The sequence below is a fragment of the Chromobacterium sp. ASV23 genome, from assembly GCF_016428945.1.
In the GTDB taxonomy this organism is placed as follows: domain Bacteria; phylum Pseudomonadota; class Gammaproteobacteria; order Burkholderiales; family Chromobacteriaceae; genus Chromobacterium; species Chromobacterium sinusclupearum.
On the sequence record NZ_JAELTR010000003.1, the window covers coordinates 44,238 to 69,288 of the forward strand.

26 protein-coding genes are annotated in these 25,051 nt (G+C 63.9%); 21 read left to right on the top strand and 5 right to left on the bottom strand.

Translation table 11 applies throughout. The features are described 5' to 3' along the window. Window position 1: 1 nt before the first annotated feature. From JHD59_RS02270 to JHD59_RS02295, 6 genes are all read left to right on the top strand, one after another. Window positions 2-196 (top strand): oxidoreductase-like domain-containing protein, encoded by a 195-nt coding sequence (locus JHD59_RS02270; protein ID WP_103319270.1) that lies wholly within the window; start codon window positions 2-4, stop codon window positions 194-196. Continuing rightward, window positions 183-1,052 carry a 3',5'-nucleoside bisphosphate phosphatase gene (locus JHD59_RS02275; RefSeq protein ID WP_199152987.1) on the top strand — a complete coding sequence of 290 codons (870 nt, stop codon included), beginning with the start codon at window positions 183-185 and terminating at the stop codon, window positions 1,050-1,052. The genes JHD59_RS02270 and JHD59_RS02275 overlap by 14 nt, the downstream gene beginning before the upstream one ends. Window positions 1,053-1,056: 4 nt before the next feature. After that, on the top strand, window positions 1,057-1,680 hold the full coding sequence (locus JHD59_RS02280) for an L-threonylcarbamoyladenylate synthase (protein WP_199152988.1): 624 nt from the start codon (window positions 1,057-1,059) through the stop codon (window positions 1,678-1,680). Between the two features lie 20 nt (window positions 1,681-1,700). Continuing rightward, on the top strand, window positions 1,701-2,342 hold the full coding sequence (locus JHD59_RS02285; RefSeq protein WP_199152989.1) for a site-2 protease family protein: 642 nt from the start codon (window positions 1,701-1,703) through the stop codon (window positions 2,340-2,342). Between the two features lie 58 nt (window positions 2,343-2,400). Next, window positions 2,401-3,039: a site-2 protease family protein gene (locus JHD59_RS02290; RefSeq protein ID WP_103319276.1), complete on the top strand. Its 639-nt coding sequence runs from the start codon at window positions 2,401-2,403 to the stop codon at window positions 3,037-3,039. 75 nt (window positions 3,040-3,114) lie between these two features. After that, window positions 3,115-4,311, top strand: a complete 1,197-nt coding sequence (locus JHD59_RS02295) for a tryptophan--tRNA ligase (RefSeq protein WP_103319278.1) — start codon at window positions 3,115-3,117, stop codon at window positions 4,309-4,311. Window positions 4,312-4,366: 55 nt separating this feature from the next. On the opposite strand, the gene JHD59_RS02300 is transcribed toward JHD59_RS02295, so the two are convergent. Both JHD59_RS02300 and JHD59_RS02305 read right to left on the bottom strand, forming a co-directional pair. Then, window positions 4,367-5,692, bottom strand: coding sequence for a PAS domain-containing methyl-accepting chemotaxis protein (locus tag JHD59_RS02300; RefSeq protein WP_199152990.1), 1,326 nt, complete (start codon window positions 5,690-5,692; stop codon window positions 4,367-4,369). Between the two features lie 180 nt (window positions 5,693-5,872). Next, a complete protein-coding gene (locus tag JHD59_RS02305) occupies window positions 5,873-8,461 on the bottom strand; it encodes a TonB-dependent siderophore receptor (RefSeq protein ID WP_233163855.1) in 2,589 nt (862 codons plus the stop codon). 441 nt (window positions 8,462-8,902) lie between these two features. On the opposite strand from JHD59_RS02305, the gene JHD59_RS02310 reads away from it, so the two are divergent. Then, window positions 8,903-9,220: a hypothetical protein gene (locus tag JHD59_RS02310; protein WP_199152991.1), complete on the top strand. Its 318-nt coding sequence runs from the start codon at window positions 8,903-8,905 to the stop codon at window positions 9,218-9,220. Window positions 9,221-9,542: 322 nt separating this feature from the next. On the opposite strand, the gene flgA is transcribed toward JHD59_RS02310, so the two are convergent. Then, a complete protein-coding gene (gene flgA, locus JHD59_RS02315) occupies window positions 9,543-10,232 on the bottom strand; it encodes a flagellar basal body P-ring formation chaperone FlgA (RefSeq protein ID WP_199152992.1) in 690 nt (229 codons plus the stop codon). Window positions 10,233-10,356: 124 nt separating this feature from the next. On the opposite strand from flgA, the gene flgB reads away from it, so the two are divergent. The 13 genes from flgB to JHD59_RS02380 all read left to right on the top strand — a co-directional run bounded on the left by flgB (window position 10,357) and on the right by JHD59_RS02380 (window position 21,543). After that, window positions 10,357-10,713, top strand: coding sequence for a flagellar basal body rod protein FlgB (gene flgB / locus JHD59_RS02320; RefSeq protein ID WP_043626395.1), 357 nt, complete (start codon window positions 10,357-10,359; stop codon window positions 10,711-10,713). A gap of 3 nt (window positions 10,714-10,716) precedes the next feature. Continuing rightward, complete coding sequence (flgC, locus tag JHD59_RS02325; protein ID WP_043626392.1) at window positions 10,717-11,121, top strand: flagellar basal body rod protein FlgC; 405 nt, start codon at window positions 10,717-10,719, stop codon at window positions 11,119-11,121. Continuing rightward, the gene (locus JHD59_RS02330) at window positions 11,118-11,807 is read left to right on the top strand and encodes a flagellar hook capping FlgD N-terminal domain-containing protein (RefSeq protein ID WP_199152993.1); all 690 of its coding nucleotides are present in this window, start codon (window positions 11,118-11,120) and stop codon (window positions 11,805-11,807) included. Before flgC ends, JHD59_RS02330 begins: the two co-directional genes overlap by 4 nt. A 20-nt stretch (window positions 11,808-11,827) precedes the next feature. Next, a complete protein-coding gene (locus JHD59_RS02335; RefSeq protein WP_199152994.1) occupies window positions 11,828-13,009 on the top strand; it encodes a flagellar hook protein FlgE in 1,182 nt (393 codons plus the stop codon). Between the two features lie 4 nt (window positions 13,010-13,013). Continuing rightward, the gene (locus JHD59_RS02340) at window positions 13,014-13,745 is read left to right on the top strand and encodes a flagellar basal body rod protein FlgF (RefSeq protein WP_199152995.1); all 732 of its coding nucleotides are present in this window, start codon (window positions 13,014-13,016) and stop codon (window positions 13,743-13,745) included. A gap of 12 nt (window positions 13,746-13,757) precedes the next feature. Beyond that, the gene (flgG, locus tag JHD59_RS02345; protein WP_103319288.1) at window positions 13,758-14,546 is read left to right on the top strand and encodes a flagellar basal-body rod protein FlgG; all 789 of its coding nucleotides are present in this window, start codon (window positions 13,758-13,760) and stop codon (window positions 14,544-14,546) included. Continuing rightward, on the top strand, window positions 14,543-15,196 hold the full coding sequence (gene flgH, locus JHD59_RS02350; RefSeq protein ID WP_199152996.1) for a flagellar basal body L-ring protein FlgH: 654 nt from the start codon (window positions 14,543-14,545) through the stop codon (window positions 15,194-15,196). Before flgG ends, flgH begins: the two co-directional genes overlap by 4 nt. A gap of 8 nt (window positions 15,197-15,204) precedes the next feature. Next, a complete protein-coding gene (locus JHD59_RS02355; RefSeq protein WP_103319292.1) occupies window positions 15,205-16,311 on the top strand; it encodes a flagellar basal body P-ring protein FlgI in 1,107 nt (368 codons plus the stop codon). Window positions 16,312-16,453: 142 nt separating this feature from the next. Continuing rightward, complete coding sequence (locus JHD59_RS02360) at window positions 16,454-16,876, top strand: rod-binding protein (protein WP_103319293.1); 423 nt, start codon at window positions 16,454-16,456, stop codon at window positions 16,874-16,876. Between the two features lie 12 nt (window positions 16,877-16,888). After that, complete coding sequence (flgK, locus tag JHD59_RS02365) at window positions 16,889-18,256, top strand: flagellar hook-associated protein FlgK (RefSeq protein ID WP_199152997.1); 1,368 nt, start codon at window positions 16,889-16,891, stop codon at window positions 18,254-18,256. Window positions 18,257-18,264: 8 nt separating this feature from the next. Next, on the top strand, window positions 18,265-19,173 hold the full coding sequence (flgL, locus tag JHD59_RS02370; protein WP_199152998.1) for a flagellar hook-associated protein FlgL: 909 nt from the start codon (window positions 18,265-18,267) through the stop codon (window positions 19,171-19,173). Between the two features lie 4 nt (window positions 19,174-19,177). Continuing rightward, window positions 19,178-20,212: a hypothetical protein gene (locus tag JHD59_RS02375; RefSeq protein WP_199152999.1), complete on the top strand. Its 1,035-nt coding sequence runs from the start codon at window positions 19,178-19,180 to the stop codon at window positions 20,210-20,212. Between the two features lie 116 nt (window positions 20,213-20,328). Further along, complete coding sequence (locus JHD59_RS02380) at window positions 20,329-21,543, top strand: phospholipase D-like domain-containing protein (RefSeq protein ID WP_199153000.1); 1,215 nt, start codon at window positions 20,329-20,331, stop codon at window positions 21,541-21,543. A gap of 6 nt (window positions 21,544-21,549) precedes the next feature. Here JHD59_RS02380 and JHD59_RS02385 read toward each other — a convergent pair whose 3' ends face one another. Next, window positions 21,550-22,002, bottom strand: a complete 453-nt coding sequence (locus tag JHD59_RS02385) for an Lrp/AsnC family transcriptional regulator (protein ID WP_199153001.1) — start codon at window positions 22,000-22,002, stop codon at window positions 21,550-21,552. Between the two features lie 129 nt (window positions 22,003-22,131). Between JHD59_RS02385 and JHD59_RS02390 the strand changes: the two genes are divergently transcribed. Beyond that, on the top strand, window positions 22,132-22,740 hold the full coding sequence (locus JHD59_RS02390; protein ID WP_199153002.1) for a LysE/ArgO family amino acid transporter: 609 nt from the start codon (window positions 22,132-22,134) through the stop codon (window positions 22,738-22,740). Window positions 22,741-22,782: 42 nt separating this feature from the next. Here the strand turns inward: JHD59_RS02390 and JHD59_RS02395 are convergent, their stop codons facing one another. Beyond that, complete coding sequence (locus JHD59_RS02395) at window positions 22,783-24,864, bottom strand: methyl-accepting chemotaxis protein (RefSeq protein ID WP_199153003.1); 2,082 nt, start codon at window positions 24,862-24,864, stop codon at window positions 22,783-22,785. Window positions 24,865-25,051 lie beyond the last annotated feature (187 nt).

The following is a 25,051-nucleotide window of genomic DNA, read 5'->3' on the forward strand; positions in this document are numbered from 1 at the left end:
CATGGCAGACCCGGCTGACATCAGGCCGGAGCCGCCGTTCGAGGTCAGCGACGACATGTGCTGCGGCAGCGGCTGCGAGCCGTGCATCCTGGACCTTCACCAGCAGGCGCTGCGCGAGTACCGCGCCCGGCTGGCGGCCTGGGAGCAGCGGCAGGCCGCCCCGCAGGCCGGAGGAGAATACGATGGCCGGCATTGACCTGCATTTCCATTCCCGCACCTCGGACGGCGCGCTGACGCCGACCGAGGTGATAGACCGCGCCGCCTTGCGCCAGCCGGCGCTATTGGCGCTGACCGACCACGATTGCACCGGCGGGCTGGCCGAGGCCGCCGCGGCCGCGGCCAGGCATGGCATAGGCTTTTTGAACGGCGTCGAGATTTCGGTGAGCTGGGGCCGCCACACGGTGCATATCGTCGGGCTGGGGGTCGATCCTGAAAACGCCGCGTTGGCTGCCGGGCTGCAAAGCATACGCGACGGGCGGCTGGAGCGGGCGCGGCAGATGGCGGACTCGCTGGCCGCGGCCGGCATCGCCGGTTGTCTCGAGGGCGCCATGCGCTGGTGCGACAATCCTGAAATGATCAGCCGCACCCACTTCGCCCGCCATCTGGTGGACTGCGGCGCGGTCAAGGACGTGCGCACCGTGTTTCGCAAGTATCTGACGCCGGGCAAGCCGGGCTACGTGGCCCACGAATGGGCCAGCCTGGAAGACGCCGTGGGCTGGATCGTCGGCGCCGGCGGCATGGCGGCCATCGCCCATCCCGGTCGCTACGACATGGGCCGCACCCTGATCGAACGGCTGATCCTGGACTTCAAGGCGGCGGGCGGGCAGGGCATAGAAGTGGCCAGCGGCAGCCATAGCCTGGACGATATGCACAAATTCGCGCTGCACGCGGACCGGCACGAGTTGTTCGCCAGCAGCGGCAGCGATTTCCACGCGCCGGGCGAGGGCGGCCGCGACGTCGGCCACACCGAGGATTTGCCGCCTATCTGCCGGCCGATCTGGCGCGAGCTGGATGCGCGCGTCTTGCGTCCGGCGGCGACACGACAAGGATAAGAACATGGCGCAATTTTTTGTGATTCACCCCGACAATCCACAGGCCAGGCTGATCCGCGAGGCGGTGAAGATCCTGCGCGAAGGCGGCGTGATCGTCTATCCCACCGACTCCTGTTACGCGCTGGGCTGCATGCTGGGCGACAAGGCGGCGCTGGAGCGCATCCTGGAGATTCGCGGCGTGGACCTCAAGCAGCGGATGATGACGCTGGTGTGCCATGATCTGTCCGAACTGGCCAATTACGCCAAGGTGGACAACGGCCAGTTCCGCGTGCTGAAGTCCACCACCCCGGGCAGCTATACCTTCATCCTGCAGGCCACGCGCGAGGTGCCGCGCCGCACGCTGCACCCCAAGCGTTCAACCATAGGCCTGAGAGTACCGGACCATAAAGTGGCGCTGGCCTTGCTGGAAGAGCTGGGCGAACCCATATTGTCCTGTACGCTGCTGCTGCCTGGCGACGCCGAACCGCTGTCCGATCCGTACGAAATCCGCGAGCGGCTGGAGCATGCGGTGGATGCGGTGATAGACGGCGGCTGGTGCGGCACCGAGCCGACCACCGTGATCGACATGACCGACGGCATGGAGCTGGTGCGCCAGGGCAAGGGTCCGCTGGCGCCGTTTGGTCTGTAACCCCATTGCAATAGGAAATCATGCAGTCCCTTTCCCTGATTCAACAACTGGCGGTGTCCATTCTTCCCATCCTGTTCGCCATCACCATTCCGGCCGGCGCGCAGGCCTTCATGGCGGATTATCTGGGCGACCGCACCGCCTACATGACCGGCCGCCGAACCTTCAGCCCGCTGGCCCACATTGACCCCATCGGCTCCATCGCGTTGCCGTTGGTGGGCGTGGCCATGGGCGGCTTCATCATAGGCTGGCCCAAGTCGCTGCAATTCAATCCCGGCGCCATGCGCAAGCCGCGCAGCGCGCTGGCCAAGGTGGCGGTAGTGACGCCGCTGGCCAATCTGGTGATGGCGTTGCTGTGGGCCGGGGTGGCGGTGGCCGCCGACCATCTGTCGGTCTACTTCGGCGAGCCGCTGCAACTGATGGCGCTGATCGGCATCAAGGTCAATGTGGCGCTGATGATCTTCACTTTGATCCCGCTGCCGCCCCTGCCGGGCGGCATCATTGTGCAGGCATTGCTGCCGGCACGCGCCGCCTGGCAGTTCTCCAAGGTGGAGCGCTACAGCTTCTGGATACTGCTATTGCTGATGTTCAGCGGCATTCTGGGCAAGGTGCTGTTGCCGCTGGTGCAGGCCATCGTAATGCTGATTGTCGGCGCGGTGCTGTGAGCGCCGTTAAGCCAATGAACAGGCCGCGCACGCGCGGCCGGATAGACAAGGAGTGGGGATGGATCTCGACCTGATGGTGCAGCGTGTCGCCATTTATGCTTTGCCGGTGCTGCTGGCGATCACCATGCATGAGGCGGCGCACGCGTATGCGGCTCGCCGTTTTGGCGACAGCACGGCTTATATGATGGGCCGGATGACGCTGAACCCGCTGAAACACATCGACCCTGTGGGCACGGTGCTGCTGCCGCTGTTGACCTTGTGGATGGGCGGTTTCGTGTTCGGCTGGGCCAAGCCGGTGCCGGTGAACTTCGGCGCGCTGCGCAAGCCGCGCCAGCACAGCCGCTGGGTGGCCGCCGCCGGGCCGGCCGCCAATTTCGCCATGACCATAGGCTGGACGCTGCTGCTGAAGCTGGCGCTGCATACCGACAATGCCTACACCGAGCCGCTGCTGCTGATGAGCAAGGCCGGCATCGCCATCAATATCTCGCTGATGCTGCTGAACCTGCTGCCTATCCTGCCGCTGGACGGCGGCCGCATCGTGGAGAGCCTGCTGCCGCCGGGCACGGCCTGGAAGTATTCCCAGACCGAGCGTTACGGCATGTGGATACTGCTGCTGCTGATCGCCACCGGCTTGCTGGGCACCATCCTGCAACCGTTTTACCAGTTGATGTATCATCTGCTGCAACTGTTTTTCTAGAACCCTGCGCGGGCCAGGCCGCCGGATGGTGCCGGCGGCTTTTGCTTTCCCGCGGCCAATCGAGAGCACAATAATATGTCCGCCAACCGCATCCTTTCCGGCATGCGCCCCACCGGCAGCCTGCACCTTGGTCACTACCATGGCGTGATCAAGAACTGGGTGGAACTGCAGCATCATCACGAATGCTTCTTCATGGTGGCCGACTGGCACGCGCTGACGACCAATTTCGACGACGTCTCCATCATCGGCAAGTCGATCAACGAAATGGTGATCGACTGGCTGGCCTCCGGCGTCGATCCGGAAAAGGCCACCATCTTCGTGCAGTCCAAAGTGCCGCAGCACGCGGAGCTGCACCTGGCCTTGTCCATGGTGACGCCCCTGGGCTGGCTGGAGCGGGTGCCCACCTACAAGGACCAGCTGGAGAAGCTGAGCCACAAAGACCTGACCACTTACGGCTTCCTCGGCTACCCGCTGCTGCAGGCGGCGGACATCCTGGTGTACAAGGCCGGCATGGTGCCGGTGGGCGAGGATCAGGTGCCGCACATCGAGCTGACGCGCGAAGTGGCGCGCCGCTTCAACCACATGTTCGGCCGCGAGCCCAATTTCGAGGAGCTGGCCCGCGCCGCCGTCAAGAAAATCGGCAAGAGCGGCAAGCTGTTCGAGCAGCTGCGCAACCGCTATCTGCAGGACGGCGAGGTGGAGGCCCTGGCGCAGGCGCGCGACATCCTGGCCGCCAGCCAGAACCTGGGCAACGCCGACCGCGAACGCTTGTTCGGCTGGCTGGAAAACAAGGGCAAGAGCATCCTGTCCGAGTGCGAGGCCAAGCTGACCGCCGCCTCCAAGATGCCGGGCCTGGATGGCCAGAAGATGTCCAAGTCTTACGGCAACACCATCACCATGCGCGAAGCGCCGGAAACGGTGAGCAAGAAAATCCGCGGCATGCCGACCGATCCGGCGCGCGTGCGCCGCACCGATCCGGGCACCCCATCCAAATGCCCGGTGTGGCAGCTACATGAGGTGTACAGCGACGGCGCAACCAAGGAATGGGTCAAGGCGGGCTGTACCAGCGCCGGCATCGGCTGTCTGGATTGCAAGCAGCCGGTGATCGACGCCGTCGTGCGCGAGCAGCAGCCGATGTTCGAGCGCGCCGAGAAATACCTGGCCAATCCCAAGCTGGTCACGGAAATCCTGGCCGACGGCAATGCCCGCGCCGAGAAAGTGGCGCGCGAAACCATGGGCGAGGTGCGCGCGGCGATGGGCTTGGGCTACTGAGCCGGCGGCTCTGGTCTTGATGCCGGTTTGCGCCGTCCGCTGGACGGCGCCCGGCTCAGTTTTGTTGCAGCAGCTCCGACACCTCGCGCACGACTTGCACCACATCGCGCGCGCCGCTGCGGATTTCCTGAATCGCGCCGCGCGCCTGGTCGGCCAGCTGCAGGCTGTTGTCGGCCAGCGTCTGCATCTGTTGCATCGCCTCGATCGCCGAGCGCGAGTCGTCCTGAATGCTCTTGACGATGCCGGAAATCTCCCCGGTGGACTGGCTGGTGCGTTCCGCCAATTTTCTCACTTCATCCGCCACCACGGCGAAGCCGCGGCCCATCTCGCCGGCGCGCGCCGCCTCGATCGCCGCGTTCAGCGCCAAGAGATTGGTCTGATCGGCGATGTCGCTGATGGTGTCCACGATGCTGCCGATCTGTGTGGAGCTGTCGCCCAGCTTGGCCAGGATGCCGGACGAGGTTTCCACGCTGCCGGCCACCCGGTTGATTTCGCTGGCGGCCTGTTCCAGTACCGATGAGCCTTGAATCGACAGCTGTTCGGTGTTCTGCGAGGCCTCTACCGCGCTTTGCGCGTTTTCCGCCTGTTGCCGCAGTCGCAGCATCTGCTCGCTGATATCGCTGGCGAACTTCACCACCCGCACCGGCCGACCGTCCGGGTCCAGCACCGGGTTATAGGTGGCCTGCAGCCACACCGTCTCGCCGTTCTTGCGCAGGCGGCGGAACTGCCCCTCCATAAAGCGCCCCTGCCTGAGCTGTTGCCAGAGTTTCCCGTATTCCGGACTGGCGGCGTACGTTGCCTCGCACAGCATGCGGTGGTGTTTGCCTATCAGCTCGCCGCGTCCATAGCCGAATACCTTCAAAAAGTTATCGTTGGCGTCGAGGATATTGCCGTCCAGATCGAATTCGATGCGCGCCATCGAGTGGTCTATCGCCTGGCGCAAGGCCAGACTGTCCTGCTCCGCGCGGACCTGGGCGGTGATGTCGACCGCCACTTTGATCACGCCTGTCACCCGCCCAGATTGATCGCGAATCGGCGAGTAATTGGCTTCCAGCCAAACTTCCGAACCATCCTTGCGCAGCCGCAGAATGCGGCCGGATTGAAATTCGCCATGACCCAGCTTTTGCCAGAACTCGCGATAAGCCGGACTGGCCGCGTACGCCTGGGTGCAAAAGATGCGGTGGTGCTGGCCGGCGATGTCCTGCATCTGGTAACCCATCGCCCGCAGAAAGTGTTCGTTGGCATGGCGGATGGTGCCGTCGACAGAGAATTCGATCACCGCCATCGAGCGATCGATGGCCGCGAGCCGGCTGCGGGCTTGCTCCAGTTCCAAGCGGGCGGCGTCGAGTTCGCGGGAGAGGCTGCGGTTGAAAAATGACATGGCGTGTTCCTTGAGAAAACCATCAAACCTGCGCGCCGTGCCCGGCGAAGGATGGATTTGGACATGACTGCATAGTCAATACTAGTAGAAATACTGATCGTTATTATGGGCCATGCCATGGAAAAAGCGCCCGGTTTCAGCAGGCGCTTCTGATAGGGACGGCCGATGGGCAAGCGAGAGTCAGTCCAGCTTGTATTGCGCGCCCAGTATGAAAGTGCGGCCGGTAGGGTCGTACTGGCTGGAGTCGAAGTAGACGCCGCTATGGGAATCCCAAGGCGGGCGCTTGTTGGTCAGGTTTTCCACCGCGGCGGTCAGCGTCAGCCGTTTGAAGCCCTTGTAGCTGGCGCTGAGGTTGAAGGTGTCTGAGCCCTTGACCCAAGCCTGATCGTTGTCGTCGTCGCGGGTGGCCTGGGTATAGCCATTGGTATGGAACCAGGTCAGCGTGCCGCTCCAGTCGCGGGCCTCCCAGTTGGCCGAAGTCTGGCCCTTCCAGCGCGGCAACGCGCCGTGGACATTGCTGCCGGCGCCTTCTATCTGCGGGCCGTTTTGCTGCAGCGGCTTGCTGAACGACAGCAGCCGGGTCCATTGGGCGGCCAGCGTCAGTTTGCCGGGCGCGAATTTCCAGCTTTGCGACAGCTCCAGATCAAAGCCCGAGGTGCTCTGCGAACTCAGGTTGATGAATTTCTGGGAGATCGATTGCAAGCGGCCCTGGCTGTCGCGCACCACTTGGCCAGGATAGGCCTGCGGATTGCGGATCAACGTTTCGGAGTCCTCCAGCCCGATGACGTCTTTTTGGCGGATCCGATAGTAATCGACGCCTATGCTGGTGCTGGCGGTCGGGGAAAAGACAAAGCCCAGGTTCAGGTTGTTCGAGCGCTCCGGCTTGATGGCCGGATTGGCCACCACCAGGTGGGTGAACGATACCGAACGCCCCGGCGTCACCGGGTCGAACGGATCCTGGGCGCTGCTGTAGCTGACTGCGGTGCTCTGGGTGATTTCCGGCAGCGAGGGCGCGCGGAAGCCTTTGGACACCGAGCCGCGCAGCGTCAGGCTTTCCAGCGGCTGATAGCGCAGGCCCAGCTTGGGCGAGAAGGCGTTGCCGAAGTCGCTGTAGTGGTCGGCGCGGGCGGCCGCGCTCAGCGACAGGTTCTTCAGCAGCGGAACGTTCAGTTCCGAGTACGCCGCCTGGATCAGGCGCGAGCCGTCGATCAGGTCCAGCGCCGGACGCAGCTCGGTGCCGCTCAGCACTTGCCAGGAGGTGCCGGCGTTCATGACTTCGCGCCGCAGCTGGTAGCCGGCGGCGAAGCCGATCGGCCCCGCCGGCAGCCGGCCAAGCTCGGTGCTGGCGGTGGCGTCCAGGCTCATCACGCGGTAGTAAGCCGGACGCAGGGTGTTGATGCGCAGGCTGTCCTTGACCGCCTCGCTGTTTTTCGAGGGATCGGTGAAGCTGTAGCCGCCGTTCTGCAGCAGGGCTTCATAGGCGTAGCGGTTGACGAAGTTGTAGGCGTATTCACGCAGCCGGCTGTCGGAATACAGGCCGGAAACGTCCCAGTCCCATTTGTCGCCGCTGCCCTTGACGCCGGCCAGCAGGCGGCGGAACGAGGTGCTGTCGGTCTTGTCGCGCTCGCCCTGTCCGAACAGCACCGTGCTGAACGGCGTAGGCGCTGCGTTGGGGTTGTCGGGATGGCCGACCGGCAGCGTGGTGCTGATCGGCACCAGTTGTTGATGGGCGGCGTCCCAGGCGCGAAGCGAGCTGGTGAGCGACAGCGGACCGGCGAAGATGGCGCTGGCGTGGCTGGCGCCGTACAGGAATTCGGCATAGGCCTCGGTGGCGGCGTTCAGCCGGTAGCTGCCGTGCAGGGCGGCGTGATAGCGCTCGATGGCCGGCATCAGCGTGGTGTACTGCGCCGGGTTGTAGGCCCAGACGCGGCCGCTCTTTGCCGGGTTCAGGGTCGAGTAGTCGGTATCCTGCAGCGGGCCTATGGCCTTGGGGAAGCGATTGGTCGGGTCCGATCCATAGTAGTTGGTGACAGCCCGGTTCAACGCGCCGCCGGGCAAACCGCGAAAATCGTTGTCCTTCAGCCAGGACACGTCGGTCTGGTCCAGCCGGCCGCGCTTTTGCGAATCGAAAGCGAACCAGACATTGTAGCCGTCTTGCTCCAGGTCTCCCTTGCCGGCCAGCAGATTGAACTTCTGCTGATTCTGGCCGGTGCTGCTGTCGCGGCTGAACTCCACGCCGGCCTCGGCCCCCTGGTAATCGGGGTAGAGGATGATGTTGACCACGCCGGCGATGGCGTCCGATCCGTAAATGGCCGAGGCGCCGTCCTTCAGAATCTCGATGCGTTTGACGGCTTTCAGCGGCAGCGCATTCAAGTCCACAAAGGTTTCCTGCAACTCCTGCGCGGTGGCGTAATTGGAAACCCGCTTGCCGTTGACCAGCACCAGGGTGTTGCGTTGGCCCAGGCCGCGCAGCGAAACGCCGGCGGTGCCGGCGGAGAAGCTGCCGGTGACTTGTTCGTTGAAGCTGTTGCCGCTGTTCACCGCCAGCGATCGCAGCACGTCCGGGAGGTCGGCTTTGCCGCTTTTGGCGATGTCGGCGGCGGTGATCACCTGGACCGGATTGGCCTTGGCTTTGGAGCTGGCGCGAATGTTGCTGCCTGTGATGGTGACGCGTTCCAGGGTGTTGTCGGGCGCGGACGAATCGGCGGCGAAGGCGGAAAAAGGCAAAGCGGCGCCCAGCCCGGCCAGCAGCAGGGTGTGTTTCATCATGGATCAGGCTTTCTTTGTTATCGGTTTGCGGTATGCGGGTGTGCCTGCCCGGCAAGTCTTGCGATCAGCCGGACAGGCCGCGACAGCGGAATGCGAGGAGGAAAATCAGCGGAGTGGAAGGCATCTTTGGATACAAAATACATAATCTGATATGCAAAATGTATCAATGCGAATCGGGTATGTGAAATGAAAGATTGCGCTTAGCTAATCACGGGGGCGGGATAGGGCGTGGTGACGATAATCTGCGAGATGGCGCGCGTTGGTGGAACTTGTCTTGCCAACATGCAGCAGGACGCTAAGGCAAGGTGTATAGGTATATCTGCAGCAGTTGGCGGTCTATGTTGGCTAGGCTGAGAAAATTATATGTCTTTTACATGCTGTTTTGTGTAAACAGCTATGCTGAATTTTTATCCATTCAGAACTTGATGCTAGGAGGCGGTAATGGAATCAATGGCATATGCGGTCGCATATAATGAGAGAATGTCAGTGATTGCTACGTGCAAGTCCAATCTCATCGCATTCCAGAAAATTGCTGATGCAACGACAGATCCTGACGTGAAGGCTAGATACGTAGAGGCGGTTGAGGAGATAAAGAAAAATCTTCCAGTAGTTGAGCGGCAGGCAAGACAGTATGCAAGCCATGCTGGAATCAGCTCTGATCAGTTTGGCCACATTGTCGACCCTACTCAATACGATGGCTACAGCAAGACAGGAAAGGGCGTTCGGTTTCAAGTGATAAATCTTTTCGACTCAGCTTGAGGGATCGGTGTCTCTATAGCATAGTCGACAGCTATACGCATATTTTTCAGTCGTTTTTCTCTACGGCTAAAGGTGTTTGGATTTTTATTTCCATTTCGCTAAATTGCCCTGATTTCACCTGTTGAGTATCATACTCAAACCCCTTCCTTGGAACTAAAGTAGTCCGAGCTGCTAATCCAGCCTATGATTCCTGATCGCGCCTCCTTGCCGTACGACTTTATACTGTTTTCAGTGGCAGGCCTTGGCTAAGGTGCTCTGAGTGGTTTGATTATCGGCATTAAATTCCTTCTCAAGTCACCCACTTAATTAATCTTGAACGCGCTCACTCCACCGGATTGACCTCGCCGTCTGCGCTGACGCGGGCCTTGATGGTCTTGCCGCTGCTGAGGTTGCGCACCGGGATGATCTCGCCCTGCCGGCCGTTGGCCAGCGCCTCGCCGGCCACGGTCACTTCGATGCCGTCCTGCCGCGCCACGATCCGCAGGCCGGCGCCGCGCTTCACCAGCTGCGGCGGCTGCAATTGCCGGCGCCGCAGCGGCTGACCGGCGCTGAGCGCCGAGCGGACTTGCATGCCCTGCGGCGGCGCGGCGCGGCCGAACAGGTCGGCCGGGTCGGCGAGCGGGCGTTCTTCCCAGGCGATGTCTTCAGCTTGCAGCGTTTCGCCGGCGCGCAGGTCGCGGGCGGCGACGGCGACGCGCGCGGATACGGCGGCGCGGACGATGACATTGCCGCGCCAGCCCATGCCCGGGCAGGACAGGGTGAAGCGCATGCGGCTGAAGGCGCGCGTATCGGCGGCCTCTACTTGCCAGGGCGCGGGGCAGGCGGGTACGTCGCGCGGCGGCAGCAATTGCAACTGCGTGCTGCTGGCTTCCAGGCCGGCTTCCTGCAGACGCTGATTAATCCGGGCTTCCGCCTGTTGGCGGATGGCGGCGTCCGGTCCTGCGGCGGCCAGGCTGATTTGAGGCAGGGCGAGGGCGAGCAGCGTCAAGGCTTGAGTCGTGAATTTTGCCATTCGGAATTGCTTGGTAATTGTTGCGTATACGATGCTGGATTCACTTATTAGTATCGCTTTCCAATTAAAGGGCTATTTGTAGCGAATAGCTTGAACATGGTAGTGAACTGATAGGGTCAAGGCAATGGGCTTACATCTGGACAAGGCCCTGAGCATCCATCCCGAGGCCTTGCGGCTGCGGGCGGAGCGGACCCGGGTGCTGGCGTCCAATATCGCCAACGAGAACACCCCGGGTTATCAGGCGCGCGATATCGATTTCAAGGCGGCGCTGGCATCGGCCGGCGCCGACTCGCCATTGGCGCTGGATGACGGCGGCGATCTGCTGTACCGGCTGCCCAATCACCCGTCCCGCGACGGCAATACCGTCGAGCTGGGCGTGGAGCAGGCCGAATTCTCCCAAAACGTTTCCGAATTCCAGACCAGCCTCACCTTCATCAATATGAAGCTGCACGGGCTGGCCAAAGTCATTGCGGGGCAATAAGCCATGTCATTTCGCGATATCTCGCGCATTGCCGGCTCGGCGATGACCGCGCAAACGGTGCGCCTGAATACGGTGGCCAGCAACCTGGCCAACGCCGATGCCGCTGCCGGCAACGAGCAGGCGGCCTATCACGGCCGCAAGCCGGTGTTCTCCAGCCAGATGATGGGCGAGGGCGTCGGCGTGCAGGTGCTGGATGTGGTGCATAACCCGGAGCCGGTGCGCAAGGCGCACGAGCCGGGCAATCCGCTGGCCGACGCCGACGGCAATGTCTACTACAGCAACGTCAACTCGGTAGAGGAAATGACCGACATGCTGTCCGCTAGCCGCGCCTTCCAGACCAATGTCGAAGTGCTGGCGCGAGTGAAAACCATGCAGCAGGACCTGCTGAAACTGGGAGACAACGCATGAGCGTGGATCAGACGCAGTCGTCGCAACTGCCTACGGGCGGCCAGTCCTCGTCCGCCGCGCCGAAAGTGGCGCCGGCCGCCGGCAAGAAGAACGATACGCAAGACATGTTCATGACCCTGCTGTTGGCGCAGATCCGCAACCAGAGTCCGCTGGACCCGGCCGATCCGTCGCAGTTCGTCAGCCAGCTGGCGCAGATGAACCAGGTGCAGTCGACTCAGGACATGGTCAAGCTGCTGCAGAGCCAGAGCGGCATGCTGCGCGAGCTGCAAGGCCTGGCGCTGGGCGCGCAGGTGGGCAAGCCGGTGCTGGTGCAGACCGACCGCTTCCGCAGCGACGGCCAGACCGCCTTGTCCGGCCGGCTGACCCTGTCCGGCGCGGAGGAGGCCAATACATTGATCCTGACCGACGCCGCCGGCCAGCGCACCCGCATCGAGCTGGGCAAGCGCGCCGCCGGCGCCAGCGACTTCCAGATCAAGCTGGCCGATTATGGCCTGGCGGCCGGCGATTATCAGCTGGAGCTGGCCACCGCTTCCGGCAGCGCCGGCTTGCTGGAACTGAAGGCCAACGTCAACGGCGTGCGCCTGCCGGTCAACGGCGGCGAACCGGTATTGTCGCTGGCCGGCTTGGGAGAATTCCCGTCGTCCTCTGTTTCCGCCCTGCTGGGTCTGCCCGGCGCTTCCGCTTAAAGTCCCGTTCGGAGAGTTTCATGAGTTTCGAAATCGCCCTGTCCGGCATCCACGCCGTCAACGATCAACTCGGCAGCATCAGCGACAACATCGCCAACTCCGCCACCTACGGCTTCAAGTCCGGCCGCGTGACCTTCGCCTCCGCCTATGCTGGCAGCCAGGCCATGGGCGTCAACAGCCGCGGCAATAGCCAGAACATCGGCCGCAACGGCGGCCTGGTGAATACGGGCCGCACGCTGGACGCCGCCATCGACGGCCGCGGTTTCTTCGTCTCCAAGAGCACGGCCGGCACGGTCAGCTACAGCCGCGTCGGCATCTTCGATACCGACAAGGACGGCTACCTGATCGACGCCAGCAAGGGCCGCATCCAGGGCTATGCCAAGGCGGACAGCGGCGCGCTGGGCGCCTTGGGCGACATCCAGATTCCCACCGGCAACATCCCGGCCAAGCCGAGCGACGCCTTGCAGTACACCGGCAATATGTCGGCCGGCTGGACCACGCAGACCATCCCGTTCGACAAGGGCAATACCCAGAGCTTCAACCACTCCAGCGTGTCCACCGTCTACGACTCCCTGGGCAACAAGCACAACCTGACCCAGTACTTCTGCAAGAGCGCGGACAGCACCGTCACCGTGCACTACGCGCTGGACGGCCAGGCTTTGGGCGCCACCACCAGTCTGCAGTTCGACAGCAACGGCAAGCTGACCCAGCCGGCCGCCGCGGTGGCGCTGGACCTGGGCACGCCGGCCGGCGCTTCGCCGCTGAAGCTGGCCGTCGATTACACCGGCACCACCCAGTTTGCCGGCGAGGCCAGCACCAGCCGCAACGCCGCCACCGGCTATCCGCCGGGCGCGCGCACCGGCGTCAGCCTGGGCGAACACGGCGAGGTGATCGTCAGCTACAGCAATGACCAGAAGCAGGTGGTCGCGCAACTGGCCATCGCCAATTTCGCCAACGAGAACGCGCTGGCCGCCTCGTCGCAGACCAGCTGGCAGGAAACCACCGAATCCGGCGCGGCCCTGTTGTCCACCGCCGGCAGCAGCATGGCCGGCAAGCTGGCCACCAGCTCGCTGGAGCAATCCAATGTCGACGTCACCTCGGAACTGGTGACGCTGATGACCGCGCAACGCAACTATCAGGCCAACACCAAGGTGATCTCGACCGAGAGCCAGGTGATGCAGGCGCTGATGCAGGCGGTGTAAGGCGATGGACGCGCTGATCTACACCGCGATGAGCGGCGCGGGCCGCTTGCTCAAATCGCAGCAAATTCATGCCAACAATCTGGCCAATGCCGAAACCGGCGGCTTCCGCGCCGACATCGACACCGCCGTCAGCCAGGCGGTGCCGGGCTATGGCTACGACGCCCGGCTGCTGACCCAGAACGCGCCGACCGCGCTGGACACCCGCAACGGCACGGTGGTGGAAACCGGCCGCGATCTGGATGTGGCGCTGCAGGGCGATGGCTTCATCGCCATCGCCGCGCCGGACGGCAGCGAGGCCTACACCCGCGCCGGCAGCATGGTGGCCGGCGCCGACGGCACGCTCAGGGTCAATGGCCATCCGGTACTGGGCGACGGCGGGGCGATCCGCCTGCCTGAAGGCTATCTGAAGGTCAGCGTCGCCGCCGACGGCACCGTGTCGGTGCTGAATCCCGGCGATGCCGAGATGCAGCCGGTGGACAAGCTGAAGCTGGTCAAGCCCGATGCGCGCGAGCTGGCCAAGAGCGCCGACGGCCTGATCGTGCCGCGGCAGAATGCGCCGTTTCCGGCCGACGACAGCGTCAAGGTGCAAAGCGGTCATCTGGAGCGCAGCAATGTGTCCGCGGTGGAGGAAATGGTGGCCACCATGACGCTCAACCGCAATTTCGAAATGCAAATGAAGCTGTTCAACGCCGCCAGCGACATGAACGAGGCGGGCAACCGCCTGCTGCGCGGCTGATAGGAGAGTTCGATGAATCCGGCACTGTGGATCAGCAAAACCGGCATCCAGGCGCAGGACGCGCGCCTGACCGCCATCGCCAACAACCTGGCCAACGTCAACACCACCGGCTTCAAGCGCGACCGCATGGTGTTCGAGGACATGTTCTATCAGGTGGACCGTCAGCCCGGCAGCAAGGTGGACGACAACAACCTGTCTCCGTCCGGCGTGCAGCTGGGCAACGGCACGCGCCTGGTGGGCAGCCAGAAGGTGTTCACCGAGGGCAACCTGACCACCACCAACCAGACGCTGGACGTGGCCATCGTCGGCCAGGGCTTTCTGCAGGTGAAGATGAGCAACGGCGAAACCGGCTACACCCGCGCCGGCCAGCTGCAGCTGAACGCGGACGGCCTGGTGGTCAACGCCCAGGGCCTGCCGCTGGAGCCGGAAATCAAGATTCCGGCGACGGCCACCAAGATTTCCATCAGCGAAACCGGCGTGGTGTCGGTGACCGAAGGCAGCGCGACCACGCCCACCGACGTCGGCCAGATCACGCTGGCCAACTTCGTCAACCCTACCGGCTTGTTGGCGCTGGGCGACAATCTGTTCCAGGAAACCGCCGCCAGCGGCAATGCCACCACCGGCAACCCCGGCGCCGATGCGCTGGGCAAGCTGAAGCAGGGCAGCCTGGAAGGCTCCAATGTGCAGGTGGTGGAGGAAATGGTGGACATGATCGCTGCGCAGCGCACCTATGAAATGAACACCAAGGTGTTGAGCGCGGCCGACAATATGCTGCAGCAACTGGGCCAGTCGGTGCGATGACATTGCTACGCCCGTTCATGCTCGCCGCGTTGCTGCTGGCCGGCTGCGCCCAGTTCCAGCCGGCGCCGCCGCCGCCCGATCCGCTGCCCGAGCTGGTGCGGCAGTCCGCCGAGGCGCCGCGCGGCGGCGGCGTGTTCACCGCAGGCGGCACGCTGTCGCTGATCTCGGATAACCGCGCCTTCCGCCCCGGCGACATCCTGACCGTAGTGCTGGAAGAAACCACCCAGGCCAGCAAGCAGGCCGGCACCACCTTCGGCAAACAATCCGGCGCCAAGATCGGCCCGTCGCTGATCGGCAACACCACCTTCAACGCCCAGGTGGGCATAGACGCCAATCGCAATTTCAACGGCTCGTCCACCTCCACCCAGCAGAACGCACTGGCCGGCTCGCTGACCGTGGTGGTGCACAAGGTCTTGCCCAATGGTCTGCTGCAGGTCAAGGGCGAGAAGCAGCTGACGCTGAACCAGGGCGAGGAGTCTTTGCAGCTGGCCGGCTATGTGCGGGTGGAAGACATCGACACCGACAACCGCGTGTCCTCGCTGCGCATCGCCAACGCCCGCATCGGCTATTCCGGCAGCGGCGCGCTGGCCGACGCCAATAATCCCGGCTGGCTGATGAAGTTCTTCACCAGTCCGCTGATGCCGTTCTAGGGCTATCGATGAGATTGACACTTTTGAAGCGCCTGATCGTCGCCGCCAGCCTGGCGGCGTTGTCGCTTGCCGCCGCCGCCCAGCCGCTGCGCCAGCTGGTCAATGTGGAAGGCATCCGCGACAACCAATTGATAGGCTACGGCATCGTGGTGGGCCTGGACGGCACCGGCGACAACTCGCAGGTGAAGTTCTCCGGCCAGTCCGTGGCCAATATGCTGAAGCAGTTCGGCTTGAAAATGCCGGAAAAGACCGACACCCGCGTCAAGAACGTGGCGGCGGTGATGGTAAGCGCCAGCCTGCCGCCGGGGTATAGCCGCGGTCAGACCATAGACGTGACCGTGTCGTCGCTGGGCGACGCCAAAAGCCTGCGCGGCGGCACGCTGCTGTTGACGCAGCTGAAGGCGGCCAACGGCGAAGTGTACGCGCTGGCCCAGGGCAGCGTGGTGATCGGGGGGCTGTCGGCGCAGGGCAAGAGCGGCTCCAGCGTCACCGTCAACACGCCCACCGCCGGGCGCATTCCCAACGGCGCCAGCATAGAGCGCGAGATTCCCAGCGATTTCGAACAGGGCGATTCGGTGCGGCTCAGCCTGCGCCGCCCTAGCTTCGAAACCGCCACCAATGTGGTGAAAACCATCAACCGCAGCTACGGCAAGATCGCCAGCACCCGCAACGCCACCACCATAGAAGTGCGGGCGCCGCAGGACCCGACCGAGCGCGTGGCCTTCGTCGCGCGGCTGGAAAAACTCAATGTGGACGTGGGCCAGGAGATTCCGCGCGTGGTGTTCAATTCGCGCACCGGCACCGTGGTGATCAGCGAGGGCGTCACCGTGCGGCCGGCGGCGGTATCGCACGGCAGCTTGCGCGTGGTGATTTCCGAGTCGTCCCAGGTCAGCCAGCCCGGGCCGTTCAGCAACGGCGACACCAAGGTGGTGCCGAATTCCAGCGTGCAGGTGGAGCAGGGCCAGGGACGCATGTTCAAGTGGCCGGCCGGCGCCAGCCTGCGCGCCATCATCGACACCGTCAACCGCACCGGCGCCACGCCGGACGACGTGATGGCCATCCTGCAGGCGCTGGATCAGGCCGGGGCGATAGATGGCGAGTTGGTGGTGATATAAAAGCTCGTGTTTGCAGATTTTCAATCCGCTCCGCGAGGGCAGGCTTGAAGGGACTGGGCGCGGCGAAGACGCCATGGCTCGCGGACCAGGCATGCCGCTGCGGCGAGCAAATACTATGAACAGGTTCTATGGAGAGTCTGCGATGCTGAACAATGACTTGCAAAACCCGTCCGCGCAAGGCGGAGCCGAGCAGCCTGTCGCGCCGGCCAGCCCGGAATACCGCAAGAAAGCCGAAAAAGCCGCGGAGATGTTCGAGGCGCAGTTCGTGCGCGAGATGTTCAAGCAGATGCGCAAGACCACGCGCGAAGTGGCCGGGGAGGACAGCGTGTTCGCCAAGTCCGTCAACGGCGACATGCAGGACATCGCCGACGGCGCGCTGGCGGACCAGCTGGCCGGCAAGCGCGCTTTCGGCATCGCCAACCTGATCCTGGCGCAGCTGCTGCCGGCCGACGGGAATATTCCCCTTAAGAACCCGGACCAGGCCGTCGCCCGTCTGCAGCAGGGGCGCGACGCCGGCCAGGGTTTGGCGGCTTTCTCCGCGCCTATGTTTCCACTTTCCAAGTGATGACCGCCCACGATGCGCATGATCGATAACGCGCTGACCGGCGCGCAGGCCGCCCAGGTCGCGCTCAATACGGCCAGCCAGAACATCGCCAACCAGCAGACGCCCGGCTACTCGCGCCAGGGCGTGGTGCTGGCCACGCAAACGCCGGGACTCGGCGATCCCAACAGCGCCGGGTATGGCGTGTCGGTGGCCAGCGTGCGCCGCTTCAGCGACGACTACAAGAATCTGCAGCAATGGCAAGCCGGCTCCCATGTCGGCGCGCTGTCGGCCGCCCAGCCTTACTTCAGCCAGCTGGAAAAGGTGATGGGCAGCGACGGCAGCAGCCTGTCCACCGGCTTCGACAAGTTCTTCGCCGCGCTCAACGCCGCCAGCCTGGATTCGAATACCATGCGCGACCAGGTGGTGCGCGAAGCCGGCTCGCTGGCGCAACGCTTCAACAATCTGTACGGCGTGCTGACCTCGCAGCAGGCGGCCATCGCCGAACAACGCTCCGCCACGCTGACCCAGATCAACAGCGCCACCGCTAATCTGGCGACGTTGAACCAGAAACTGATCGCTGCGCGGGCGCAGGGCATCAATACCTCCGGCCTGGAAGACGAGCGCGACCGCCAGATCGACGCGCTGGCGTCCTTGGTGGAAGTGCGCGTGGTGGCGCAGCCGGACGGCGGCAAGTCTATCTCACTGACCAACGGTCTGCCGCTGGTGTCCGGCGACAGCGCCGCCACCCTGTCCAGCGAGGCGCAGCCGGATGGCAGCCAGCAGCTGAAACTGGCCTTCGGCACCGAGAAATACGCCATGCCCGGCGGCGATCTGGGCGGGCAGCTGGGCGGGCTCAACCAGTTCGAGGTCCAGGTATTGCGGCCGGCGCAGGACCAGGTTCGCACGCTGGCCGGCGAACTGGCCAGCCGCGTCAATGGCCAGCTGGCCAAGGGCTACGACATGAATGGCCAGAGCGGCAAGCCGCTGTTTCAGTTCGACCCCGGCGCGGCCCACGGCCTGCTGCAAACCACCGGCATCGGCGCGGCGGATCTGGGTTTTTCCGCCGATCCGGCCAAGCCCGGCAACAACGACAATCTGCAGCAGATCCTGGCGATCCGGCAGCAGAGCTTCGCCTTGTCCGGCATTGGCCAGGTGACGCTGGGCGACGCGTATTCGCAGATGATCGGCCACCTGGCCATCGCCAGCCAGCAGAACAAATCCGGTCTGGACACCGCCAATGTGATCCGCGCCGAATCGGAAAAAAACTGGCAGGGCACATCCGGCGTCAACGGCGACGAAGAAGCGGTGAGCCTGATCGAATTCCAGAAGATGTACCAGGCCAATATGAAGGTGATTTCGGTGGCGAACCAGCTGTTCGAAAGCACCTTGGCCATCCTGTAAGGACAAGCATGCGTATCTCCAGCAACCAGTACCAGTCCGTCGTGCTGCTGGCCATGCAGAACAGCAGTTCCGGCATGGCCGAGCTTCTGCAGAAGATGTCCAGCGGCAAGAGCATGCTGGCGCCGTCGGAAAACCCGATCGCCAGCGTGCGCCTGCTGCGGCTGCAGCGCGAAGAGGCCGCGTTGTCGCAGTACCGCGACAATATCGGCGCGCTGAAGTCCCGGCTCAGCCAGAATGAAACGCTGCTGGGCGGCATCAGCGCCAATCTGCGCGACGCGCGCGACATCCTGGTGGCGGCGGCCAATCCCGCGCCGGCCGAAGACCTGAAGGCGATGGCGTCGCCCTTGATCAGCCTGCGCGACAGCATCCTGTTTGCCGCCAACACCAAGGACAGCGAGGGCCGCTATCTGTTCTCCGGCAGCGCCGTCAACAGCGCGACCATCAAATTCGACGCCAGCCAGGCAGCCGGCAGCCGCTACAGCTTCAGCGGCAACACCGATCGCCAGCAGGTCACGGTGGGCGAGGGCGTCACCCAGGCATCCAACGTCACGCTGGAGTCCATGCCGGCGCTGCTCAACCAATTGGACAAGGTGATCGCCGCGCTGCAAAGCCCGACGCTGGACAGCAAGGACCCGGCGGTGGGCGCCGCCGTACGCGCCACCATGGACAGCGTGGACAGCGCCTTGTCCAGCGTCAGCGGCAGCATTTCCGAGCTGGGCGGCGCGCAAAACGTGCTGCAGACCCTGGACGGCAACCACAACAGCCTGAGCCTGGCCAACCAGCAGAGCATGCTGGAGCTGGGCGGTCTGGACTACGGCACCGCGTATATGAATATGGGCCAGTTGTCGATGGCGCTGCAGGCCAGCCAGAAAGCCTACGGCAAGGTCAGCCAGCTGACGCTGTTCAATGTGATCTGACGCCATGCCCGCCACACTCGGTTCCATTTCCCATTCGCCTGGAGACAAGCGCTGGAGCAAGGACGGCGCGCCGATCGCGGCCGCCGCCGCGCGCAGCGCCGGCGTCTCTTCCCGCGCGGCCTTGGCCAGCGCCCGTCCGCAGACGGGCGGCGCTTCCGGCTGGCGTTACAGCACCCAGCTGAACGAACAGCTGACGTCGGCGCAGTGCGCGCTGGACTACGTGGAAGACATGCTGAGCCAGCTGCAAGGTTTCAAGGACAGCCTGAGCCAGCAACTGACGCAGCGCCGTCTGGATACAGACGGCTTGAATGCCCAGCGCGACGCATTGGGTCAGGCGTGGCAGCGCCGCCGCGATGACAGCGCCGGCAGCCTGGACAGCCAGCTGCGCCTGTCGCTGGGCGCGCCGGCGCGGCAGAGTTTCGTCGCGCGCGGGCTGGACTTGGACAGCCTGACTTCCGGCGCGCCGGAAACGCTGGTGTTTTCAGTCGGTGGCGCCGCGCCCGCCGCGGTGCGCGTCGGCGAGGGCGTCCGGCGCGACGAGGCATTGCGCGGCTTGAACCAGGCTTTGGGGCCGGCCGGCGTGCGTTGCGAACTCGATGACTACGGGCGCTTGGGCTTCAGTTGCAGCGAGCGGGACTGGGACAGGCTGCAGGGCGCGCTGACCGTGCGCGGCGGAGGCGTGCGCTTTCCCGGCGGCGTGCCGCAGCCTCTGACGCTGGAAGCCGAGGCCCCGGCGATTGACGTCTCGCGCTGGCGGGCGGACGATCACGCCCAAGTGCGCTTGGCCTTGCAGGACGTGCTGCGCGCCATCGCCAGACTGCAGCAAACCCACTCGGCGATTGACGGCGCCATCGCCGAGGCCCGGCAATCGATCAGCCAGCTATCGCGCACGGACGAGCAAAGCTGGGCCAGTGGCTTCGTCAGCGACTTCAACGCCCGGCTCAACCAAACCGCCGACTTCAACCATCTGCAGCAGCTGGTGCCGGCGCTGCTCGGCATCAGCCGCTATCGGGTGCTGGCGCTGCTTTCGCTTCGTTAACAGGCCACAGCGGGTCTGTCTTGATGGCTGCCTTTCGGGCAGCCTTTTTTCATGTCGAGTACATATTCGCTTAACATGGCCATGTCATGATCTGAAATTTTCCGAAGGAAGCCGCAATGTCCAAACGCTGGTGGCCGCTGGCCCTGACCATGGCAGCCTCGCTGGCCCGCGCCGATTTCTCCATTCCCGGTTTCGAACTGGTGCATACCGCGCCGCAGCACGCGAATCTGGATACGCCCGATCTGCGCGACCCGGCCACGGTGTGGAGCCAGTTGTTCGACTCCGCCAAGCGCGAGATTGTATTGGAGCAGTTCTACGTGGCCGGGCACGATGGCAGCAAGCTGGATCAGGTGATCGATCACCTGGACGCCGCTGGCCGCCGCGGGGTGAAGATGCGCTTTCTGATGGAAAAGAAGGGCATGTTCGCCAGCGAGCCGGCAACGATAGCGCGGCTGAAGCGCATCCCCAATCTGGAATACCGCCAGTTGGACTACAACCAACTGACCGGCAACGGCATCATCCACGCCAAGTTCATCGTGGTGGACGGGCAGTCCGCTTATGTCGGCAGCCAGAACTTCGACTGGCGCTCGCTGCAGCACATCCATGAAACCGGGCTCAAAGTCGATGACGCGGCGATGGCCGGCCGCATGCAGGCCATCTTCGAGCAGGACTGGTCGGCGCAGCATGCGCTGGCCGCCGGCGGCCAAGTCAAACCCTTGCGAAACGCGGAACAGGCTGCGGACTTGTCGCAGCACGCGGTGCTGCTGGCCAGTCCGAATGCCTACAATCCTGATGGCGTGGGCGACTCCGAAACCACCTTGCCGCGGCTGATGGCCGAGGCGCAGCGCGAAGTCCGCATTCAGCTCTTGGACTACGCGCCGCTGAGCTATGGCAAGCCGCGCAGCTATTATCCGATGTTCGACAACGCCATCCGCGGCGCGCTGGCGCGCGGCGTCAAGGTCAAGCTGATGGTGTCGGACTGGAATCTGGAAAAGCCGGGCGTGGACTACTTGAAGAGCCTGGTGGTGCTGCCCGGCATGGAAGTCCGCATCGTCACCATCCCGCGCGATGGCGCCTGCATCCCGTTTGCCCGCGTCATCCACAGCAAAACCATGGAGATAGACGGCAAGATCGCCTGGGTGGGCACCAGCAACTGGAGCGGCGGCTATATGGACAAGTCGCGCAATCTGGAAGTGGTGTTGCGCAACGAGGCGATGGCGCAACGCATCGCCGCCTTGCATGAACAAACCTGGTCCTCGCCGTACGCCGCGCCGCTGGATGTCAGCCGCGCATATCAAGCGCCGGACAAGGCCTGCCGCCAGGCAGGCTGAGGCCGCTCAGCGCGGCGGCCGCGGCGGCCGCACCGGCCGCTCCGCCAGCGGCGTGGACAGGATGATGGAGGTGCGGGTTTCGCCCAGGTCGTTCAGCTGCGCCACCAGCATTTCCAGATGGGACACATCGCGCGCCAAGAGCCTGAATACGTAGGAGTCCACGCCGGTTACGTGGTGGCATTCCATCACCTCCGGCATGGCCTCCAGCCGCGCGAGCAGGGTTTTCTTGTCCGGCTGCGGCACGGTGATGCCCACCAGCGCGGACAGCGCGTAACCGGCGCGCAGCGGCGCCACTCTTGCGTGGTAACCGCCTATCACCCCAGCTTCCTCCAGCCGCTTGACCCGTTCCGACACCGCCGGCACCGACAGGCCCACCGCCTGCGCCAGCTCGGTCAGCGATTGCCGGGCGTTGGCCTGCAGGGCGGTTAATATCGCCCAGGATTTGGCATCGACTTCCATTCGTAAACGCTTTCCCGCTTTTGATGTTGTTTTTGAAGGTTAGCATGGTTGATGGCCGAAAAAACCTCATGGGCCGCCACGCTCGGCGCAGGCAGACTATTGGCATCGCAAACACGAAAGGAGGCGGCGATGTTTTGGCAGGCCGCTTGGATAGGCATCGCCATTGCGGCGCCGGTGGGACCGATAGGTTTGCTGTGCATCAGCCGCACCCTGCGCGGCGGTCCGCGGCTGGGGCTGGCCACCGGCCTGGGCGCGGCGAGCGCCGATGGTTTGTTCGCGCTGGCTGGGGTATGGGGAGGCGGTTTCGCCATGCAGCTTGCCGGCGCCTTGGCCCGGCCGCTGGGGTGGGCGGCTTGCTTGCTGTTGGCCTGGCTCGGCATTGCCACCTTGCGCCGGCCCGTGGCAGAAAGGCGCGATGATGCGGAGCGGCATCTGGGCAAGGCCTACCTCAGCACCTTGTTGCTGACGCTGGGCAATCCGATGACGATACTGTCTTTCGCTGCAGTCGCCGCCGCGCTGTCCGGCGGTTTACGCCTTGACGCCGCGCGGCAACTGGAAATGGTAGCGGGCGTGTTTTGCGGTTCGGCCATGTGGTGGCTGTTGCTGTCCTATGGCGGCGGCGCGCTCTTGCTCAGGCTGGGGCCACGCGGCCGGCGCGGGCTGGATCTGGGCTGCGGCCTTGTCTTATTGGGCTTCGCCATCGGTTTGGCGCTGAGCATGGCGGGGCGAGGGCAATGAAAAAGCCCGGCCTGGCCGGGCTTTCGACGAAGCGGGCATCGATTACAACTTGAAGTGCCCCACCAGTTGCTCCAGTTCGCTGGACAGCTCGCGCAGGCGGGTGACGGCATCGCTGACTTCTCGCACGGTCTGGTTATTGCTTTGCGCCATGCCGCTGATGCGCTCCACATTCTGGGCGATTTCCTGGCTGGCGCTGGATTGCTGGCGGGTGGCCGTGGCGATATCGACAATGCTGGCCACCAGCTGGCGGTTGTAGTCCTGCACTTCGCGCATGGCCTGGTTGGCTTCTTCAGCGATGCCGACGCTGAGATCGACCTGCTGGCTGCTGTTCTGCACGTCCCCCACCGCCTGGCGCGTTTCGCTGCTGATCGCTTCGACGATGCGGGTGATCTGCACCGTGGCCTCTGCGGTGCGGCCGGCCAGGTTGCGCACTTCGTCGGCCACCACGGCGAAGCCGCGGCCCATTTCGCCGGCCCGCGCCGCTTCGATGGCCGCGTTCAGGGCCAGCAGATTGGTCTGGTCGGCGATGTCCTTGATCACGCCGACGATGGTGGTGACCTCATTGGAGCGGTTGCCCAGGCCGCTCATGCGGTCGGCCAGCGCGTGCATGGTGTCGGTCATGCGCTGGATTTCGCCGGTGACGCGGTTGACCTTGGCCACGCTCTGTTCGGTCAGTTCGCCGGTTTCGCGGGCGATGCTGCCGGCCTGTTGCGCGGTGTCGGCGATGTGCTGGGCGCCGACGGTGACCTGTTGCACGCTGGCGGCGCTGGCGGAGGCGGCATCGGATTGCTGGGTGGACGCGTCGTGCACCTGGCTGGCGGAATGGCTGAGCTGGCTGGCGGCGGCTGAAACCTGGCGGCTTTGCTCCCGCACCTGGATGAACATGTCGCGCAGGCTGTCCAGGAAGCGGTTGAAGGCATAGGCGGTGCGGCCGATCTCGTCGCGGTTGGCGATGGCGATGCGCGAGGTCAGGTCGCCGCCGCCGTCGGCCAGTTGCTCCATGGTTTCCGCCAGTTTGATCAGCGGCTTGGTCAGCGTGCGGATCACTAAGGTCAGCAACAGCAGGATCAGCGCCAGCGCCGCCACGCCAATCGCGATGGCCGCGAACATCGAGCGCCGGGCGTCGGCCGTGATGGCCGCAGTGGGAATGCTGATGCCGATTGACCAGAACTGGCCGGTTTCGCCGACCCGGATGGGATGGAAGAAGTGAGTGAGTCCTCCGTCTTCGTAGACGAAGTCGCTGCCTTTTTTAATGTCCGGCAAGTGGGCGAACAGCGGGTCTTCCTTGGCCACCGGCTTGCCCAGCAGCTCGGCCTGGGGGTTGACGACATAGATTCCGCCTTCGGACACGATGCGGATGAAGCCGGTTTCGCGCGGTTGGATGGGGCCAAAGCGCTTTTGCAGCTGGTCCAGCGCCACGTCGGTAGCCGACACGCCGGTCATCTTGCCGCTGGCGTCTTTCATGACCACGGCCAGGGAGCTCTCCAGCACCTTTTTGCCTTGCACCTCATAGGGGTACGGCTCGGTGATGGTGTCGCGTCCACGTTGCTTGGGCACGTAGTAGAAATCGCCCCAGCCGGGCTTTTCGTAATCCGGCTGATACGTTTCTGGATGTTCCTTGTATTTGGGAAACTGCTTGACGCGGTCGCTGTCCACCATCACGTCCATCTGCGCCTTGCCCTGCGCATTGCGGGTGATATAGGGCTGATAGCGGCCGGAGGGGTCATGGCGCGGCCAATCGAAACGGAAAGCGTTGTCGTTGCCGTCGAAAGCGTTAGGCTCCCACAGCATCCATAGCCCGATGGACTGCGGCGCGTTGTCCAGAAATTGCATGATCATCGCGTCGGTCTGCTTGCGGTCCGGCTTGCCGGTGCGGCGTATGCCCTCGATGGCGCCGGCCAGGTGTTTGGGCAGTTGAAAGCCGCGGTCGAAATCGCTTTCGGCATCCTTGGCGTAGCTGGCGGCTTGTTCCGTTGCCAGCTGGTAGCCGTTGTCGATGGCCTCGTTGTAGTTGAGCTTGGCGATCAGTGCGATCATCACGGCAAACGCAACCGTGATGGCTACTGCCGCGACCAGGATGATGCGGATGCCCAGGTGGCCCCATTTTTGTTGCGTCTGATTCATGACCATTACCTGCTAAACCACGTGTTTTCCGGGATTGCGATGGGCTATAAGTAGTTCTTCTTATTTGGTTTGAATATAACGTCATCTGGATTTTGTCGGCAATCCCCTTGATGGAAGCAGGGGAGTCTTTTGGAAATCTTAAAATAGACCAAGATCGGCCCAGTCCCTGGCCAGGTTTGGGGGTGCG

Coding starts and splice junctions, on each gene's coding strand:
- flgA (WP_199152992.1), bottom strand. CDS start 10,232: ATGGCAAAATTCACGACTCAAGCCTTGACGCTGCTCGCCCTCGCCCTG.
- JHD59_RS02275 (WP_199152987.1), top strand. CDS start 183: ATGGCCGGCATTGACCTGCATTTCCATTCCCGCACCTCGGACGGCGCG.
- JHD59_RS02385 (WP_199153001.1), bottom strand. CDS start 22,002: ATGGAAGTCGATGCCAAATCCTGGGCGATATTAACCGCCCTGCAGGCC.
- flgK (WP_199152997.1), top strand. CDS start 16,889: ATGCGCATGATCGATAACGCGCTGACCGGCGCGCAGGCCGCCCAGGTC.
- flgL (WP_199152998.1), top strand. CDS start 18,265: ATGCGTATCTCCAGCAACCAGTACCAGTCCGTCGTGCTGCTGGCCATG.
- JHD59_RS02280 (WP_199152988.1), top strand. CDS start 1,057: ATGGCGCAATTTTTTGTGATTCACCCCGACAATCCACAGGCCAGGCTG.
- flgH (WP_199152996.1), top strand. CDS start 14,543: ATGACATTGCTACGCCCGTTCATGCTCGCCGCGTTGCTGCTGGCCGGC.
- JHD59_RS02395 (WP_199153003.1), bottom strand. CDS start 24,864: ATGAATCAGACGCAACAAAAATGGGGCCACCTGGGCATCCGCATCATC.
- flgG (WP_103319288.1), top strand. CDS start 13,758: ATGAATCCGGCACTGTGGATCAGCAAAACCGGCATCCAGGCGCAGGAC.
- JHD59_RS02290 (WP_103319276.1), top strand. CDS start 2,401: ATGGATCTCGACCTGATGGTGCAGCGTGTCGCCATTTATGCTTTGCCG.
- JHD59_RS02300 (WP_199152990.1), bottom strand. CDS start 5,692: ATGTCATTTTTCAACCGCAGCCTCTCCCGCGAACTCGACGCCGCCCGC.
- flgB (WP_043626395.1), top strand. CDS start 10,357: ATGGGCTTACATCTGGACAAGGCCCTGAGCATCCATCCCGAGGCCTTG.
- JHD59_RS02340 (WP_199152995.1), top strand. CDS start 13,014: ATGGACGCGCTGATCTACACCGCGATGAGCGGCGCGGGCCGCTTGCTC.
- JHD59_RS02305 (WP_233163855.1), bottom strand. CDS start 8,461: ATGATGAAACACACCCTGCTGCTGGCCGGGCTGGGCGCCGCTTTGCCT.
- JHD59_RS02270 (WP_103319270.1), top strand. CDS start 2: ATGGCAGACCCGGCTGACATCAGGCCGGAGCCGCCGTTCGAGGTCAGC.
- JHD59_RS02285 (WP_199152989.1), top strand. CDS start 1,701: ATGCAGTCCCTTTCCCTGATTCAACAACTGGCGGTGTCCATTCTTCCC.
- flgC (WP_043626392.1), top strand. CDS start 10,717: ATGTCATTTCGCGATATCTCGCGCATTGCCGGCTCGGCGATGACCGCG.
- JHD59_RS02330 (WP_199152993.1), top strand. CDS start 11,118: ATGAGCGTGGATCAGACGCAGTCGTCGCAACTGCCTACGGGCGGCCAG.
- JHD59_RS02375 (WP_199152999.1), top strand. CDS start 19,178: ATGCCCGCCACACTCGGTTCCATTTCCCATTCGCCTGGAGACAAGCGC.
- JHD59_RS02310 (WP_199152991.1), top strand. CDS start 8,903: ATGGAATCAATGGCATATGCGGTCGCATATAATGAGAGAATGTCAGTG.
- JHD59_RS02355 (WP_103319292.1), top strand. CDS start 15,205: ATGAGATTGACACTTTTGAAGCGCCTGATCGTCGCCGCCAGCCTGGCG.
- JHD59_RS02360 (WP_103319293.1), top strand. CDS start 16,454: ATGCTGAACAATGACTTGCAAAACCCGTCCGCGCAAGGCGGAGCCGAG.
- JHD59_RS02380 (WP_199153000.1), top strand. CDS start 20,329: ATGTCCAAACGCTGGTGGCCGCTGGCCCTGACCATGGCAGCCTCGCTG.
- JHD59_RS02295 (WP_103319278.1), top strand. CDS start 3,115: ATGTCCGCCAACCGCATCCTTTCCGGCATGCGCCCCACCGGCAGCCTG.
- JHD59_RS02390 (WP_199153002.1), top strand. CDS start 22,132: ATGTTTTGGCAGGCCGCTTGGATAGGCATCGCCATTGCGGCGCCGGTG.
- JHD59_RS02335 (WP_199152994.1), top strand. CDS start 11,828: ATGAGTTTCGAAATCGCCCTGTCCGGCATCCACGCCGTCAACGATCAA.